General features: G+C 73.4%; 15 protein-coding genes. 10 read left to right on the top strand and 5 right to left on the bottom strand.

The features are described 5' to 3' along the window. Nucleotides 1-9 precede the first annotated feature (9 nt). Entirely contained in the window at nucleotides 10-1710 is a 1701-nt protein-coding gene (locus ACGFI1_RS06155; protein WP_392783570.1) for a proline--tRNA ligase, read from the top strand. 4 nt (nucleotides 1711-1714) lie between these two features. On the opposite strand, the gene ACGFI1_RS06150 is transcribed toward ACGFI1_RS06155, so the two are convergent. Beyond that, nucleotides 1715-2533: a rhomboid family intramembrane serine protease gene (locus ACGFI1_RS06150; protein WP_240807718.1), complete on the bottom strand. Its 819-nt coding sequence runs from the start codon at nucleotides 2531-2533 to the stop codon at nucleotides 1715-1717. A 218-nt stretch (nucleotides 2534-2751) separates the two neighbouring features. On the opposite strand from ACGFI1_RS06150, the gene ACGFI1_RS06145 reads away from it, so the two are divergent. The 3 genes from ACGFI1_RS06145 (at nucleotide 2752) to ACGFI1_RS06135 (ending at nucleotide 5954) form a co-directional block, all read left to right on the top strand. After that, nucleotides 2752-4395: an ABC-F family ATP-binding cassette domain-containing protein gene (locus ACGFI1_RS06145; protein WP_138637314.1), complete on the top strand. Its 1644-nt coding sequence runs from the start codon at nucleotides 2752-2754 to the stop codon at nucleotides 4393-4395. 150 nt (nucleotides 4396-4545) lie between these two features. Further along, complete coding sequence (locus ACGFI1_RS06140; RefSeq protein WP_392783565.1) at nucleotides 4546-5661, top strand: WD40/YVTN/BNR-like repeat-containing protein; 1116 nt, start codon at nucleotides 4546-4548, stop codon at nucleotides 5659-5661. Continuing rightward, nucleotides 5658-5954 carry a MoaD/ThiS family protein gene (locus tag ACGFI1_RS06135; protein ID WP_301176569.1) on the top strand — a complete coding sequence of 99 codons (297 nt, stop codon included), beginning with the start codon at nucleotides 5658-5660 and terminating at the stop codon, nucleotides 5952-5954. Before ACGFI1_RS06140 ends, ACGFI1_RS06135 begins: the two co-directional genes overlap by 4 nt. Nucleotides 5955-6020: 66 nt before the next feature. Here the strand turns inward: ACGFI1_RS06135 and ACGFI1_RS06130 are convergent, their stop codons facing one another. Next, complete coding sequence (locus ACGFI1_RS06130; RefSeq protein WP_392783562.1) at nucleotides 6021-6395, bottom strand: hypothetical protein; 375 nt, start codon at nucleotides 6393-6395, stop codon at nucleotides 6021-6023. 181 nt (nucleotides 6396-6576) lie between these two features. Here ACGFI1_RS06130 and ACGFI1_RS06125 point away from each other — a divergent pair, with 181 nt between their 5' ends. From ACGFI1_RS06125 to ACGFI1_RS06100, 6 genes are read left to right on the top strand one after another with little or no spacing between them, the layout of a single operon-like run. Beyond that, nucleotides 6577-7530 (top strand): NAD-dependent epimerase/dehydratase family protein, encoded by a 954-nt coding sequence (locus ACGFI1_RS06125; RefSeq protein WP_392783559.1) that lies wholly within the window; start codon nucleotides 6577-6579, stop codon nucleotides 7528-7530. Further along, nucleotides 7527-8678, top strand: a complete 1152-nt coding sequence (locus ACGFI1_RS06120; protein WP_387071390.1) for a glycosyltransferase family 4 protein — start codon at nucleotides 7527-7529, stop codon at nucleotides 8676-8678. The genes ACGFI1_RS06125 and ACGFI1_RS06120 overlap by 4 nt, the downstream gene beginning before the upstream one ends. 10 nt (nucleotides 8679-8688) lie before the next feature. Then, complete coding sequence (locus ACGFI1_RS06115) at nucleotides 8689-9417, top strand: hypothetical protein (protein WP_301176566.1); 729 nt, start codon at nucleotides 8689-8691, stop codon at nucleotides 9415-9417. Beyond that, the gene (locus ACGFI1_RS06110; protein ID WP_392783556.1) at nucleotides 9414-9767 is read left to right on the top strand and encodes a hypothetical protein; all 354 of its coding nucleotides are present in this window, start codon (nucleotides 9414-9416) and stop codon (nucleotides 9765-9767) included. The genes ACGFI1_RS06115 and ACGFI1_RS06110 overlap by 4 nt, the downstream gene beginning before the upstream one ends. Then, nucleotides 9767-10882 carry a glycosyltransferase family 4 protein gene (locus ACGFI1_RS06105; protein ID WP_392783553.1) on the top strand — a complete coding sequence of 372 codons (1116 nt, stop codon included), beginning with the start codon at nucleotides 9767-9769 and terminating at the stop codon, nucleotides 10880-10882. Before ACGFI1_RS06110 ends, ACGFI1_RS06105 begins: the two co-directional genes overlap by 1 nt. After that, nucleotides 10879-11661, top strand: coding sequence for a hypothetical protein (locus tag ACGFI1_RS06100; RefSeq protein WP_392783551.1), 783 nt, complete (start codon nucleotides 10879-10881; stop codon nucleotides 11659-11661). The genes ACGFI1_RS06105 and ACGFI1_RS06100 overlap by 4 nt, the downstream gene beginning before the upstream one ends. Here the strand turns inward: ACGFI1_RS06100 and ACGFI1_RS06095 are convergent. The 3 genes from ACGFI1_RS06095 to ACGFI1_RS06085 all read right to left on the bottom strand — a co-directional run bounded on the left by ACGFI1_RS06095 (nucleotide 11645) and on the right by ACGFI1_RS06085 (nucleotide 14848). Further along, entirely contained in the window at nucleotides 11645-12166 is a 522-nt protein-coding gene (locus ACGFI1_RS06095) for a YceI family protein (protein WP_392783548.1), read from the bottom strand. The genes ACGFI1_RS06100 and ACGFI1_RS06095 overlap by 17 nt on opposite strands. 58 nt (nucleotides 12167-12224) lie before the next feature. Next, nucleotides 12225-13103: a VanW family protein gene (locus ACGFI1_RS06090; RefSeq protein ID WP_392783545.1), complete on the bottom strand. Its 879-nt coding sequence runs from the start codon at nucleotides 13101-13103 to the stop codon at nucleotides 12225-12227. A gap of 158 nt (nucleotides 13104-13261) precedes the next feature. Continuing rightward, entirely contained in the window at nucleotides 13262-14848 is a 1587-nt protein-coding gene (locus ACGFI1_RS06085) for a bifunctional phosphatase PAP2/diacylglycerol kinase family protein (RefSeq protein WP_392783542.1), read from the bottom strand. Between the last annotated feature and the right edge of the window lie 171 nt (nucleotides 14849-15019).

Below are 15019 nucleotides of genomic sequence, written 5' to 3'. Positions count from 1 at the left end.
CCTCGCGGGATGCGCTGGTCCCAGATGTTCGCGCCCACGCTCCGCGAGGACCCGGCGGAGGCGGACGCGGCGAGCCACCGGCTGCTGCTGCGCGCCGGGTTCGTCCGGCAGCTCACCGCCGGGCACTACTCGCTGCTGCCGCTGGCCGTCCGCGTCCGGTCGAAGATCATCGCCATCGTCCGGGAGGAGATGGACGGGATCGGCGCGCAGGAGATGCTGCTGCCGGCGCTGCACCCGGCGGAGCCGTGGCGCAGGTCGGGCCGCTGGGAGCTGATGGGCCAGGAGATGTTCCGGCTCCGCGACCGGCGCGGCGCCGACCACGCCCTCGGCATGACGCACGAGGAGATCTTCGCGACGGTCGCGCGGGAGCTCAGCTCCTACCGGCAGCTGCCGCAGCAGTGGTACCAGTTCCAGACGAAGTTCCGGGACGAGCCGCGCCCCAAGGGCGGCCTCATGCGGACCCGCGAGTTCACCATGAAGGACGCCTACAGTTTCGACGTCGACCCCGCCGGGCTCGACGCGTCGTTCGCGTCCTACCAGGGCGCCTACACGCGGATCTTCGCGCGGCTGGGGGTGCCGACGCTGGTGTGCGAGGCGTCCAGCGGCACCATGGGCGGCTCCGGCTCGACCGAGTTCATGTGCCCGTCCGACGCCGGCGAGGACCTCGTCGCCCACTGCCCGTCCTGCGGGTACGCGGCGAACGTCGAGCGGGCGACGTCGGCGCTGCCGGCCGCGTCCGACGGCCCCGGACTGCCGGGGCCGGAGCGGTTCGACACGCCCGGCGTCCGCACCATCGAGGATCTGCTGGCCTACGGCGCGCCGGGCGACCGCCAGATCAAGACGCTCGTGTACATGCTGGACGGCGCGCTCACGCTCGTCCTGCTGCGCGGCGACCATCCGCTGAACGAGCAGAAGCTCGTGGACGCGACCGGCGCGGCGGAGATCCGGGCCGCCGAGCCGCAGGAGATCCAGGACGCGCTCGGCGCGCTGCCCGGCAGCCTCGGCGCGGTCGGCGCGGCCCTCCCGGTGATCGCGGACGAGGCGCTGCGCGGCCGCCGCGACATGTTCACCGGCGCGAACACCGACGACGTCCACCTGCGCGGCGTGGACGTCGGGCGCGACATCGAGGTCGGCGCCTGGGCCGACCTGCGGGAGGTGGCGGCCGGGGAGCCGTGCGTCCGCTGCGGGACGCCGCTGGAGATCGTCCGCGCCATCGAGGTCGGACACATCTTCAAGCTCGGCGACCGCTACTCCCGGGCGCTCGGCGTCGAGGTCCTGGACCCGGACGGCCGGCGCGTCCCGGTGGTCATGGGCAGCTATGGGATCGGCGTGGAGCGGGCGATGGCCGCGATCGTCGAGACCCACCACGACGAGCGCGGCATCGTGTGGCCCGTCTCCGTGGCGCCGTTCCAGGTGGTGGTCGTCCCCGCCCAGTCCGACGACCCGGGCGTGTCGGGGGCGGCGGAGGGCGTCTACGCCGCGCTGTCGGCCGCCGGGGCGGAGGTCGTGATCGACGACCGTCCCGAGCGGGCGGGCGTGAAGTTCCGCGACGCGGAGCTGACCGGCATCCCGTTCCGCGTGACGATCGGCCGCCGCGGCCTGGCCGAGGGCGTCGCCGAGGTGACCACCCGTGCCACCGGCGAGACGTCCAAGATCGCCTTGGACGCGGTGGCCGCCCACGTCGAAGCACTGCTGGCCAAGACGGCCTGAAGGGTCACAGCAGGGTGCCGCCCAGCTCCCCCGTCTTGACCACCACCAGGACGGCCAGCAGGACGAACACGGCCGCGGCGGCACCGGCCTGGACGAGAAGCCGCCGTTCCCGCGGGGCGTGGGCGAAGGCGATCGCGACGGCGCCGCCCGCCAGAAGGCCGCCCAGGTGCCCCTGCCAGGAGGCGATCCCGGCCGAGACGACCAGCCAGATCAGGGCGAGCACGACGAGCCGGTTCGCCTCGTCCATGCGGTGCCCGAGCCGGCGCATGAAGATCCAGTAGGCGGCGGTGAGCCCGAACACCGCCCCGGACGCGCCGACCGCGTTCATGCCCGGGTCGATCAGGTAACCGAGCACCGAGCCGCCCAGCGCGGACAGCAGGTACAGGGCGAGGAACCGCCCGCGGCCGAGCATCTCCTCGGTCGGCCGGCCGAGCCGCCACAGCCACCACATGTTGAACACGATGTGGAGGATCCCGAACCCGCCCTCCGTCGGCGGCAGATGCACGAACGCCGACGTGATGAGCCGGTACCACTCGCCGTGGGCCACCCCAACGGACTCGAACCCGGCGTAGGCCGTCCCGTCGGCCACGAAGAGGTCGCCGTCCGGCCCGACGAGCCCGATGCCCAGCGACCCGAGCTTGTCGACGAGATCCGGCTTGGCCAGCTCACCCAGATAGACCAGCACGTTCACCGCGATGAGCACGTACGTCACCCACGGCGTGACCGAGACCGTGCCGCCGAAGACCGTGCGCCCCTGCCGGACGGTCTTGTTGCCCTCCCGTACACAGTCGACGCACTGCTGCCCCACCGCCGCCGTGCGCATGCAGTCCGGGCAGATGTAGCGGTCACACCTCGAACAGCGGACGTACGTCTCACGCTTGGGGTGCCTGTAGCACGCGGGGGCCTCTTGTGTCGCCGTCATCATCCAACCTCTCCGGGAGCCGGAGATCATAGCCGCAACCGCCGACACGCCCCGCGAAAACCGTTTGACGCCCCCGCCGTCGCCTCCGGAGACTCGATGGGTCATCGAGGGGGAGAAACGTGGGACACGTCGAAGTCGGCCATATCAGCCATGTGCTGCCGGACGGCCGCACGCTCCTGGACGACGTGTCCTTCCGCGTCGGCGAAGGCGTCACGGCGGCCCTCGTCGGCCCGAACGGCGCCGGCAAGACGACCCTCCTGCGGCTGATCGCCGGGGACCTCGTCCCCCAGTCCGGGACGGTCGGGCACAGCGGCGGCATCGGCGTGATGCGGCAGTTCATCGGCAGCATGCGGGACGACTCCTCGGTGCACGACCTGCTGCTGTCCCTGGCGCCGCCCCGCGTGCGGTCGGCGGCCGAAGCGGTCGAGGCGGCCGAGCTCGCGATGATGGAGCGCGACGACGAACCGACGCAGCTCCGCTACGCCACGGCCCTTTCGGGCTGGGGCGACGCGGGCGGCTACGAGATCGAGGTGCTCTGGGACGCCTGCTGCGTGGCGGCGCTGGGCGTCTCCTACGACTCGTGCCGCTGGCGTGAGGTGCGCACCCTCTCAGGCGGCGAGCAGAAACGCCTAGCGCTGGAAGCTCTGCTACGCGGCCCAGACGAGGTCCTCCTCCTTGACGAGCCGGACAACTACCTGGACGTCCCGGGCAAGCGCTGGCTGGAGGAACGACTCCGCGAAACCCCGAAGACCGTCCTGCTCGTGTCCCACGACCGCGAACTCCTCGACCGCTCCGCCGACCGGATCGTGACCGTCGAGGCGGCCAACGTGTGGATCCACGGCGGGCGCTTCGCCACCTACGCCGCCGCCCGCCGCGACCGCAACGAACGGCTCGAAGAGTTGCGCCGCCGCTGGGACGAGGAGCACGCGAAGCTCAAGGACCTCGTCAACATGCTCCGCACCAAGGCGACGGTCAACGACGGCTTCGCGTCCCGCTACCGCGCGGCGCAGACCCGCCTGCGCAAGTTCGAGGAGGCGGGCCCGCCCGAGATCCCGCCCCGCGACCAGAACCTCAAGATGCGCCTGCGCGGCGGCCGCACCGGCAAGCGCTCGGTGATCTGCGAGAACCTGGAACTGACGGGCCTGATGAAGCCCTTCGACACCGAGATCTGGTACGGCGAGCGCGTGGCGGTCCTGGGCTCCAACGGCTCGGGCAAGTCCCACTTCCTGCGCCTCCTCACGGCCATCGCGGAAGCACTCCCCCGAGGCGCGACCCCGGTGGAACCCGTCGCCCACACCGGCGTGGCCCGCCTGGGCGCGCGCGTCGTCCCCGGCCTGTTCGCGCAGACCCACGCCCGTCCCGACCTGGCCGGACGCACCCCGTGCGAGATCGTCATGACCGAGCACGCCCGCCTCCGCAACGACGCCATGAGCGCCCTGGCCCGCTACGAGCTGAGCGTCTGCGCCGAGCAGCCCTTCGAGACCCTCTCCGGGGGCCAGCAGGCCCGCCTGCAGATCCTCCTCCTGGAACTCGGCGGCGCCACGCTCCTCCTCCTGGACGAGCCCACCGACAACCTGGACCTGGCCAGCGCCGAAGCCCTCCAGGAGGGCCTGGAGTCCTACGAGGGCACGGTCATCTCCGTCACCCACGACCGCTGGTTCGCCCGCGCCTTCGACCGCCACCTCATCTTCGGCGCCGACGGCACCGTCTACGAGTCCCCCGAACCCGTCTGGGACGAAACCCGGGTGAACCGCCCCCGCTGACCCCTCGCGAAGGCGCGAAGGATCTGTCGCGGACGGGTGCTCGCGATCTGAACGGCGGCATCCCGTGGTGGGAGCACCGATGAGTTTTCCGGAGGGCCGGAGTCAGCATCGCCGGTGAAGTCATGCCGGACGGCTCTTGGAGGGGGCACCATGACCGGGGTTCGGGTTCTCGTCGGTACGCGGAAGGGCGCGTTCATCCTCACGGCGGACGGCGCGCGCAGGGACTGGGCGGTCAGCGGGCCGCACTTCGGCGGGTGGGAGATCTACCACGTGGCGGGGTCGCCCGCCGATCCGGCGCGGCTGTACGCGTCGCAGTCCACGGGGTGGTTCGGGCAGATGATCCAGCGGTCGGACGACGGCGGCGCGTCCTGGCGGCCGATGGGGAACGAGTTCGCCTACGACGGCGTCCCCGGCACGCACCAGTGGTACGACGGGACGCCCAGGCCGTGGGAGTTCAAGCGGGTCTGGCATCTGGAGGCGTCGCCCACCGATCCCGACACCGTGCACGCCGGGGTCGAGGACGCCGCGCTGTTCCGCACGGTCGACGGCGGGGCGTCCTGGCAGGAGCTGCCAGGGCTGCGCGAGCACGGGTCGGGGCCGTCCTGGCAGCCGGGCGCGGGCGGGATGTGCCTGCACACGATCGTGCGGGACCCCGCGGACGCGGCGCGGATGTACGCGGCCATCTCGGCGGCGGGCGTGTTCCGGACGGACGACGCCGGCAAGACGTGGCGGGCGGTCAACCGCGGGCTCCGGTCGGAGGGCATCCCCGACCCGGACGCCGAGGTCGGGCACTGCGTGCACCGCATCGCGATGCACCCGTCGCGGCCCGAGGTGCTGTTCATGCAGAAGCACTGGGACGTCATGCGCAGCGACGACGCGGGCGAGACGTGGCACGAGATCAGCGGCGACCTGCCGAGCGACTTCGGGTTCCCGGTCGCGGTGCACGCCCACGAGCCGGACACCGTGTACGTCGTCCCGATCAAGAGCGACTCCGAGCACTACCCGCCGGAGGGGCGGCTGCGCGTGTACCGCAGCCGGGTCGGCGGTGACGAGTGGGAGCCGCTGACCGCGGGGCTGCCGCAGGAGCACTGCTACGTCAACGTGCTGCGGGACGCGATGGCCGTCGACTCGCTCGACGCGTGCGGCGTCTACTTCGGCACGACGGGCGGGCAGGTGTACGCGTCCGCCGACGCCGGGGACACCTGGGCGCCGATCGTCCGCGACCTGCCGGCGGTGCTGTCGGTGGAAGTCCAGACGCTGCCGTGATCCGCGTCGTGCTGCCCGCGCACCTGCGCGTCCTGGCGGAGGTGGAGGGCGAGGTGGAGCTGGACGTGCGCGAGCCGGTCACGCTGTGCTCGGTGCTGGACGCCCTGGAGGCGCGGTACCCGGTGCTGCGCGGCACGATCCGGGACCGCTCCACCGGTCGCCGCCGCGCGTTCGTCCGCTTCTTCGCCTGCGAGGAGGACTTCTCCCATGACCCGCCGGAGACCGTCCTGCCCGCGCGTGTCGCGGCGGGGGCCGAGCCGTTCATGGTGGTCGGCGCCATGGCCGGCGGATGAGAATCCAGGGCCGGCGGGTGAGGGGCCAGGGGCGGCGGACCGCCCCTGCCCCCGGATCCGGCTCGGCTAGCAGCGGTGGACCTTGCCCTTCACGATCCGGACGTAGGCGCCCGAGACGTAGTCCTTGGGGCTGCTGTACCCCATGCGGTACCAGACGCGGGTGTGGCGGACCTTCTGCCCCCGCGTCCAGCACTTGACGAAGAACCGCTGGCCCGGCTTCAGCCAGCCGACCCACTTGGAGTGCGTGGTCGGCTTCGACCGGATCGCGAGCCGGTGACGGCTGATCACCTTCCCCGTCGCGTACTGGTACGCGGCGGCCGTCGGCGTGCTCGTCCCTTCGGCGGCCGGCGGAGCCGACGCCTGCGCGGCGGGCGCGCCGGCGAGGCCGGCGCCGACGGTGCCCGCGAGCAGCAGGGTTGCGAAACTATGGCGTAGTTTCACGAACTCTCCCTTTCATAAGTGTGTTGACAGGCATGGCAGTCCTGCCCCTCTGTGACCGAAAACTAACCCTAAGTAACGACAGTGGGCGGCTATGTTCGCTCCATCCGTCCCGGTGATCGTCCTGGTTGAGCTGGGACGCGAGCCCTGTCCGGGTTCGGGGTCCTACGGATAAAGTGCCCGGGTGCGGGTGGTCGTGACGGGTGCTGCGGGGTTCATCGGGAGCCATGTCGTCGACGCGTGCTCGGGGGCCGGGCACGAGGTGCTCGCCGTCGACGCGCCCGCGCGGTCGCTGACTCCGGAGCTCGCCCGGCGGACGTGGGCGCGGGTCGCGGCGCGGCCCGGTGTAGTCGCCGCCGACGTCGATCTCGCGGTGGACGAGCTGGACGCCGTCGCCAGGGCGGACGTCGTCCTGCATCTGGCGGGGCGGCCCGGCGTGCGGGATTCGTGGGGGCCGGGGCGGGCCGTCGCCGAGCGGGACAACGTGACGGCGACGCGGCGGCTGCTCGCGGCGTGCCTGACGGCGGGGCGAAGGCCGAAGGTGGTCGTCGCGTCGAGCTCGTCGGTGTACGGGTCGGCGGGGCGGCGGCCGAACCGGGAGGACGACCGGCTCCGGCCGGAGAGCCCCTACGCGGTCAGCAAGGTCGAGGGGGAGCGGCTCGCGGGCCTCGCGGCGGACGCCGGGCTCCGCGTCGTCGTGCTCAGGTACTTCTCGGTGTACGGGCCCCGGCAGCGGCCCGACATGGCGTTCCACCGGTTCGTGGAGGCGGCGCTGGACGGGCGCCCGCTGCCGGTGTTCGGCGACGGGCACCGGTCGCGCAGCTTCACGCATGTGCGGGACGTGGTGGCGGCGACGCTCGCGGCGGCGGCCGAGGAGCTGCCGTCCGGCATCGCCGTCAACGTCGGCCATCCCGAGCATGTGGCCGTGCGGGACGCGATCGCGATGCTCGTCGACGCCCTTGGCGTCCAGGCGGAGATCCAGCGGGAGACGCCGGTGGCCGGTGACGCGCACCGGACGTGGGCCGACACCGGGCGCGCCCGGGAGCTGCTCGGCTGGGAGCCGGCGATCGGCCTGCGGGAGGGGCTCGACGACCAGATCGCCTGGCATCGGGCGTCGGCGGAGGTGCGCGTCGGATGAGGCACAGAGCGGCCTACGTCGCGTTCGATCGGTTCCCGTCCAGCAAGGGGTCGGCGGTGCACATCGCGCAGATGGCCGACGAGCTGTTCGAGCGGTACGGCGGCGGGCTCCTCGGCGTGATCGGCGGCGGTGACCTGCCCCGCTACCAGCGGGAGGGGACGCGCGAGATCGCGCGGTTCGACACGCCCGTCCCGAACCTGATCGACCGGGCCGAGGCGTTCTCCGGCTGGGTGGCCGACCATCTGGCGCCGCACTGGGAGACCCTTGAGGTCTGCCATGTGCGGGACCCCTGGAGCGCGCTGCCGGCGGTCGCGGACGGCCGCCGCCACAAGGTCGTGTACGAGGTCAACGGCCTGCCGTCCATCGAGATGAGCCACACGTGGCCGTGGGCGGCGCCGAGCACGCTCGGCAAGATCCGCGAGCTGGAGCGGTTCTGCCTGGAGCGCAGCGACGCGGTCGTGGTGCCGTCGCGGGTGATCGGCGACGCGGTCCGGGAGCGGGGCGTTCCCGAGCACAAGGTGCGTCTGGTGCCGAACGGCGCGGACGTGCCCGGTGAAACCGAACGGCCCGCCGATGCGCCTGAGCGTTATGTCATCTATGTCGGCGCGATGCAGCCGTGGCAGGGGCTGGACGTGCTGATGCGCGCGTTCGCCCGGCTCGCCGACCTCGACGGGCTGCGGCTGGTGGTCTGCGCGTCCGTCCCGGAGCGGCGGGCGAAGCCGGTGCGGCGGCTCGCCGAGCGGCTCGGGGTCGCCGACCGGATCGACTGGCGGTTCACGCTGCCGCACCACGAGGTCGCCGCCTGGCTGGCGCACGCCGAGGCGTCGCTGGCGCCGCTGACCGGCTGCGCCCGCAACCTCGACCAGGGCTGCGCGCCGCTGAAGGTCATCGAGTCGATGGCGGCGGGCGTCCCGGTCGTCGCGTCGGACCTGCCGGCGGTGCGCGAGCTGATGGCGGACGGGGAGCACGGGCGGCTCGTCCCGGCCGACCGTCCCGCCGAGCTGGCGCGGGCCGTCCGCGTCCTGCTGGAGTACCCGCACGAGGCCGCCGCGATGGGGCGACGGGGCCGCGAGCACATCGAGGAGAGCCTGACCTGGGCGCGGTCCCGCGCCCGGCTGGCCGAGGTCTACCGCACGCTAGGTCGATAGGTGGTTCGACATGTTCTGGCGTAAGCAGAAGGCCGCCATCGAGCGGTTCCATCCGCTGCACAAGGCGCTCACGCTGGAGAAGGGGTTCTCCGTCTCGCTGCGGCGCGACGACTGGGAGCCGGTGATCCAGAGCCTCGCGGGGCACCGCACCGTGGTGAAGCGGCGCAAGTGGCAGCTTTCCGGGCGGGTCCCGGCCGTCCTCGTCCCGCTGCTGCGGGTGCTGGCCGCCGACATGCCGCCGGACGGTGTGCTGTCCGTCGCGGCGGACCTGCGCGGCTCCGACCTGCCGGAGAAGTGCGGCCCGCAGCACGACGTGCCCGTCCAGCGGCCGGTCATCTCGATGAAGCAGTGGTACGCGTTCGACCCGTGGCTGCGGATGCGGGCGGAGCTGCGCGACGGCAGCGTCCTGGAGCTCGCCGTCACCGACCGGGTCCGCTACCGCCGGCGCAAGAAGCGCAACCCGCGCGGCAAGGTCAAGATCAAGACCAAGACGAAGACCACCCAGCTCGTGCGGGTCACCCGGCGGCTGGGCCGGGACGCGGTCGTCCGGCAGCCGTCGTCACCGCCGCCGCGCTGGCTCAAGGTGCAGGTCAAACCGGGGAAGCGGATGGTGATCCGGGTGGACGGGAAGCTGCGCGGCGTGCAGGAGGGCAAGGCCATGCTCGACCGCATCCTGGACGTGTCGACGGAGCCGTTCCGGTGGACCCCGCCCGGCACGGCCGCGAGGAGGGCCAAGTGACCCGCTGCACCGTGACCACCGGTTTCTTCGTCCTCGGCCGCTGCGGCCAGGCGGCGGTGGCGACCTGCCCGCACTGCTCGCGGCCCGTCTGCGCGGCGCACGCGGCGCCGGGCGGGGCGTGCCCCGCGTGCGCGGCGGCGCGCGGGTACCGCACGCAGGACCCGCACGACCCGACGTGGGTGGGCAACCGCCGGCGCGAGTACTACCACCGCAGCTCGCAGACCTACCAGGACACGTACTGGTACTCGTCGTTCGACGAGTACGACCGAGGCGCGTTCAACCCCGGTGACGACTACTCCTACGGCGGCGACTGGGGTCCGGACGACGACACCGGTTTCGTGGACAGCTGATGCACCGCGTCCTGTGGCTCACCGAGCACTACCCGCCGAGCCAGGGCGGCATGGCGCAGTCGTGCGACCGGATCGTGCGGGGCCTGCGCGGCGCCGGGGTCGAGGTGGACGTCGCGCACCTGACGCGGCGCGCCCGCCCGTGGGGCGTGAAGCGGGAGCACGGCGGGCGGCTGCTGACGGCCCCGCTCGGCGACGACTCCGAGCACGCTCTGCGCCGGCTGTGGACGACGATCAACGCCGAAGACCTCAGCGGCTACAGCCATGTGGTCGCGTTCGGCGGCGTGTACGCGATGCTCGCCGCGCCCGTCCTGTCCTCGCTGCTGCACGCCCCGCTGGTCACGCTGCTGCGCGGCAACGACATCGACGTGGGCGTGTTCTCGATGCGGCGGCGCGGCGTGCTGGCGGACGCGCTGCGCGCCTCGGCCCAGGTCTGCGTCGTCGCCCGGTCGCACGCGCCGCTGGTGGCGGCGCTCGCCCCGGACGCGGCCGTCGAGTTCGTCGCGAACAGCGTCGACACGGCGCAGTGGCGGATCCTGCCGTCCGAGCGGGCCTCGGGCCTGGCGTGGCGGGACGCGAACGTCGAGCCGGGCCGCCGCACGATCGGCCTCATCGGGCAGCTCAAGGTCAAGAAGGGCGTCGGGTTCCTGCTGGACGCGCTGGCCGCGTCCGGGCACGCCGGCGCGTTCCACCTGGTGCTCGTCGGCGAGGTCGAGGAGTCGGTGCGGGAGTGGCTCGCCGCGCACGACGTCCCGCACTCCTTCCTACCGTTCATGGAGCGCTACGACCTGCCCGCCGTCTACGCGGGCTGCGACCTCGTCGCGCTCCCGTCGTTCTATGACGGGATGCCGAACGTGGCGCTGGAGGCGGCGGCGCTCGGCGTGCCGCTGCTCGCCTCGGACGGCGGCGGCCTCGCCGACCTGGTGGACGACGAGATCGGGTTCGCGTTCCCCGCCGGGGACGCGCACGCCTGCCGCGCGGCCGTCGACCGGGCCGCCCGCGCGGGCGCCGACGAGCTGGCGAAGCTCGGCGCGGCGGGCGCGGAGCGGATCCGCCGCGACTTCACCCCGGCCGCCGAGACCGCCGGCTACCTGGCCGTCCTCGACGCGGCCCGGTGATCGTCTGCTACGCCGCCGGGGACGGGCTCGGCCATCTGACGCGGCTCCGGGCGGCGCTGCTCACCCTGGGCATGGACGGCCCGGTGACGGTGGTGACCGGTTCGCGGTTCGGCGGCGACGCGCGCGTCACGGGCGGTTGGCAGGTCGTGGAGAGCGCGGCGGGGCTCGCACCGGACGAGGTGGTCGTCGACGCGTTCCCCGCCGGGCTGAAGGGCGAACTGACCCGCTTCCCGTCCGGGACGAGGGTCACGCACCTGGCCCGGCTGCTGCGCTGGGACGCGTACCGTCCTCTGCTGCCCGCCGACCCGCCGCGCTTCGACCGCACGTTCGTCCTGGAGCCGCTGGCCCCCGCCCATGACGCCTATCTGCGCGAGGTATCGGACGAGGTCTCGCCGCTGGTGCTCACCGATCCCCCATCGGAACCGGTCGATGTGGACGGCTGGCTCATCGTCCACAGTGGGCCCGACCTGGAGACCCTTGAACTCGTCGCCTATGCGCGGGACATGGCGTCCGCCGAAGGGGTCCGCCCGCCGATGACGCTGGTGTCGCCCCAACGGCCGCATGGTCTGCCCCAAGGCATCGCCCATCTGGACGTCTACCCCGCCTACGCGCCGGGTCCGAACGTCGAACGCATCATCACCGCGGCCGGGTTCAACGCCGTCCGCCAGTACGCGCCCTGGCGCGAACGGCACCGGATCCTGCCGTTCCCACGCAGCCTGGACGACCAGTTCGCGCGCGCGGCACGCGCCCGGCGGGAGACCGCTACTCGGGAAGCCTGATGTCGAACTCCACCTCGACGTCGTCGGCGAGCCGGAGCGCGCCGAAGAACGCCGAGTAGGGCTTGACGCCCCAGCGGGTCTGCGTGACCGTGGCGGAGCCCCGCACCCGGCCGCCGTCCAGGGAGGCGGCCACCCGCACCGGCTTCGTCCGGCCCATGATCGTCAGATCGCCCTCGACGGCGTCCTCCCCGACCGCAGTCGAGACGAACGTGATCTCCGGGTACCGCCCGCTGTCGAGGACCTTGCGCAGGTTCCTGCGGATGTCCGCGCGGTCCTGGTCGGACAGCGGCAGCGCGCCGCCGCTGCCCTCGCGGACCTCCAGCCCGTCCACCTCGACGGTCACCTCGACCGACGACGCGGACAGCGGCTCCCCGGCCCGCACCGCCGCCGACCACCGGGTAGCCTCGATCGTCAGGTCGTGCCCCGCCCGCCGGCCGAGCCCACTGCGGCCCGTGCGCAGCAGCAGGTGCCCGTCGTCCGGTCCCAGCTCGAAATCTCCCCGCATACTTCCCACCCTGCCACGCGGCATTTCCGCGCTCTGCGATAGGGCGCCTCCGCGCCCGTCAGCGGCACTTCACCTTCGGCTGCGGCCGGTACTCGGTGTGGAACTTCTCCCTGCGCACCTTGCGGCCCTCGGCGTACAGCGTCCGCCACACGTCGATCTTGAAGCCCTTCCGGCCCGTCATCGGCACGCACTTGCGGCCGTGCCCCACACCCGCCCCGTACGGGGTGAACCCGTACCGCTCCGACGTCGTCGACCGCACCTCGTACTTGCGCTCCCCCCACAGGTTCACCGTCAGCGACGACCCCGTGTAGCCCGCCTCGATCCGCACGGCGCGGCCGGTGTCGTTCTTCCAGGTGAAGTCGAGGTCGGGGTAGGAGACCGCGGCCTCCCGCCCTTCCGGGTACTCCGGCATCCACATGGTGTGCGCGCGCGACTTGCGAATGTCCAGGCCCGCCCTGAACACCGCGTTGAACAGCGTCGTGGACACCTGGCAGATGCCGCCGCCCACATCGTTCACCAGCCGCGGCCCCACGATGGCGGGCGCGGGCACGTACCCGCGGCTGCTGGTGCGCGGCCCGACGGCGCCATTGAACGAGAACGTCCCGCCGGGCTCGACGATGTGCCCGTCCAGGATCTGCGCCGCCAGCTCGATGTTGCGGACGCGCGGCTCCCCCGGCGTGAAACGCGTCGTGTAGGTGCTCATCAGCCGCTCCGCCGGGTCCCGCGACGCCGCGTCCGGCCGCTTCGGGGCCGGACGGCCGGGGGCGGCCAGCGTCGCCGCCCCCTTCTGGCGCGGGACCTCCAGGTAGGCGCCGAGCAGGAGACCGGTCGTCGCGAGCGCCCCCGCCACGATCGGCCACCACTGCCGGACGCACTGCAGCAGCTGCGGCTGGCGCTCCTGACATCGCCGGTACCGGTCCCGCCGGGTCCGTCCCACGGCCCACACCCCCAGTTGATCCCCTAGCGGGATCCTGCACCGGACCCTGCCGCCGCCGGACGGGCGACTCCCACGCCTTTACCCGAACAAGACCGGCACCCGGCCAACACGGGAACGCGCCTTGACGCGCCACCCGTCCGGGAACCGCTACCGAGCCGCTACCCGGGAGCCGGGGGCGCCGTGGGGCAGAACACCGCGAGCGCGCCCGTGTGCTTGCCGAACCGGACCGCCGCCGGCAGCGACGAGACCTCGCCGTCACGCGCGAGCCGCAGCCCGCCGTCCGAGGAGACGACCTCCAGGCCGCTCGTCCGCCACTCCCGGTACCCGGGCATGACGTGCAGGGGCCCGGCCAGCACCGCGGCGACCGCGCGGACCCGCGGCACCCGCCGCCCGGTGACGATCATCCGGACGTCGAGCCGGCCGTCGTCCAGCCGCCCGCGCCAGGTCGGCGCCGCGCCGCGCGAACCGAAGACGCAGTTGCCGACGAACGCCAGCCACACCCGCAGCCGGCGCCCGTCCACCAGCAGCTCGACCGGCTCGGAGTGCCGCAGCGTGCGGACCGCCGCGACCGCGAGCGCCGGCCACTTGCCGATCCGCCGCTCCAGCCGCTCGCGCCGGTCGACGAGCTCGGTGTAGGCGCCGAAGCTCGCGGTGTTGAGGAAAAGCCCCTCCTCGTCCCGGCCCGCGCCGGCCACCGGGGCGGCGTAGGCCACGTCCACCCGGCCGAGCCGCCCGTCCCGGTACGCGCCGATCGCCTCCGCCGCCGACTCGATGCCGAGCGCGCGGGCGAAGTGGTCGAACGTCCCGCCCGGGACGACGAGCAGCGGCACGCCGTGCTTCAGCGCGGCCCCCGCCGCCGCGTTCACGGTGCCGTCGCCGCCGACGACGCCGAGCACGTCGGCCCGCTCGGCGGCCTCGCCGAACGCCTTGTCGAGGTCGGCGTCCGGGTCGAGCTGGACGATCTCCGCCGCCGGAAGCTCATGGCGGAGCAGGCCCAGCGTCACCTCCGGGCGCCCCGGCAGGGAGATCCCGGCCGCCTCGCCGCCCGCGCCGGGCCCGGCGCCGCTGTTGGCGACCACGACGAGCCCGCGCCCGTCCTCGGCCACCTTCGCCGGCCCGGCCGCCGGCGCCACCTCGGCCACCGGGGGCCGGGCCGGCCACACCAGGCGGGTCCCCGCCCCCGCCAGCGCGCCGATCCCGACACCGGCGAGGACGTCCCCCGGGTAGTGCGCGCCGGTGTAGACGCGGGAGAACGCCACCGCGGCGGCCGTCGCCGCGACCGGCACCGCCAGCCGCCGCGGCGCCTCCAGCGCCACACCGGTCGCGAACGCGGCGGCGGACGCCGAGTGGCCGGACGGGAACGCGTGCGAGGTCGGCAGCTTCCAGCGGATCCGGATCGGCGGGACCAGATCGACGACGGGGCGCTTGCGGCGGAACGCCTGCTTGCCCAGGATGTTCACGGCAGGGCTCGCGACCGCGATCGCGATCGCGCCGCGCAGCGCAGCGCGCCGCAGGCGGGGCCGCCCCGTGAGGCCCATCACCCCGGCCGCGGTGAACCAGAGGACCCCGTGGTCGGCGAACCGCGACAGCCGCGGCAGCACGTACTCCAGCCCGTGCAGCCGCGCGGCCGCCACCCGGTCGAACGCCCACCGGTCGGCGCGGCCGAGCCGGCGCAGCAGGACGGATCGGGGGGAGCGGGCATGGGCGGGCTCATGACGACGCCTGATGGCGGACCGTGATGGCACGACGATGCTCCGTGAGTGGTTGACCCGCATCTCCGGGGTATCCCCAGGGACGCCGACATGATTCCGTAAAGATCTCAAATCGGGGGTCACATGCGGGCGAACGTCACTCTCGACTCATCGACTGCAATAGGCTTCGCGACATGAGTCACCCGGAACGGCTCGGATCCCCGG

The sequence above is a fragment of the Actinomadura geliboluensis genome, from assembly GCF_043197915.1.
In the GTDB taxonomy this organism is placed as follows: Bacteria; Actinomycetota; Actinomycetes; order Streptosporangiales; family Streptosporangiaceae; genus Spirillospora; species Spirillospora geliboluensis.
The sequence above is the reverse complement of the archived record's forward strand: the minus strand, read 5'-3'. Positions and strand labels throughout refer to the sequence as shown.

What these genes read in the sequence shown, in the direction of transcription:
- ACGFI1_RS06105 (WP_392783553.1), top strand. Translation starts at nt 9,767, where the DNA reads ATGCACCGCGTCCTGTGGCTCACCGAGCACTACCCGCCGAGCCAGGGC.
- ACGFI1_RS06115 (WP_301176566.1), top strand. Translation starts at nt 8,689, where the DNA reads ATGTTCTGGCGTAAGCAGAAGGCCGCCATCGAGCGGTTCCATCCGCTG.
- ACGFI1_RS06120 (WP_387071390.1), top strand. Translation starts at nt 7,527, where the DNA reads ATGAGGCACAGAGCGGCCTACGTCGCGTTCGATCGGTTCCCGTCCAGC.
- ACGFI1_RS06150 (WP_240807718.1), bottom strand. Translation starts at nt 2,533, where the DNA reads ATGCGCACGGCGGCGGTGGGGCAGCAGTGCGTCGACTGTGTACGGGAG.
- ACGFI1_RS06155 (WP_392783570.1), top strand. Translation starts at nt 10, where the DNA reads ATGCGCTGGTCCCAGATGTTCGCGCCCACGCTCCGCGAGGACCCGGCG.
- ACGFI1_RS06140 (WP_392783565.1), top strand. Translation starts at nt 4,546, where the DNA reads ATGACCGGGGTTCGGGTTCTCGTCGGTACGCGGAAGGGCGCGTTCATC.
- ACGFI1_RS06095 (WP_392783548.1), bottom strand. Translation starts at nt 12,166, where the DNA reads ATGCGGGGAGATTTCGAGCTGGGACCGGACGACGGGCACCTGCTGCTG.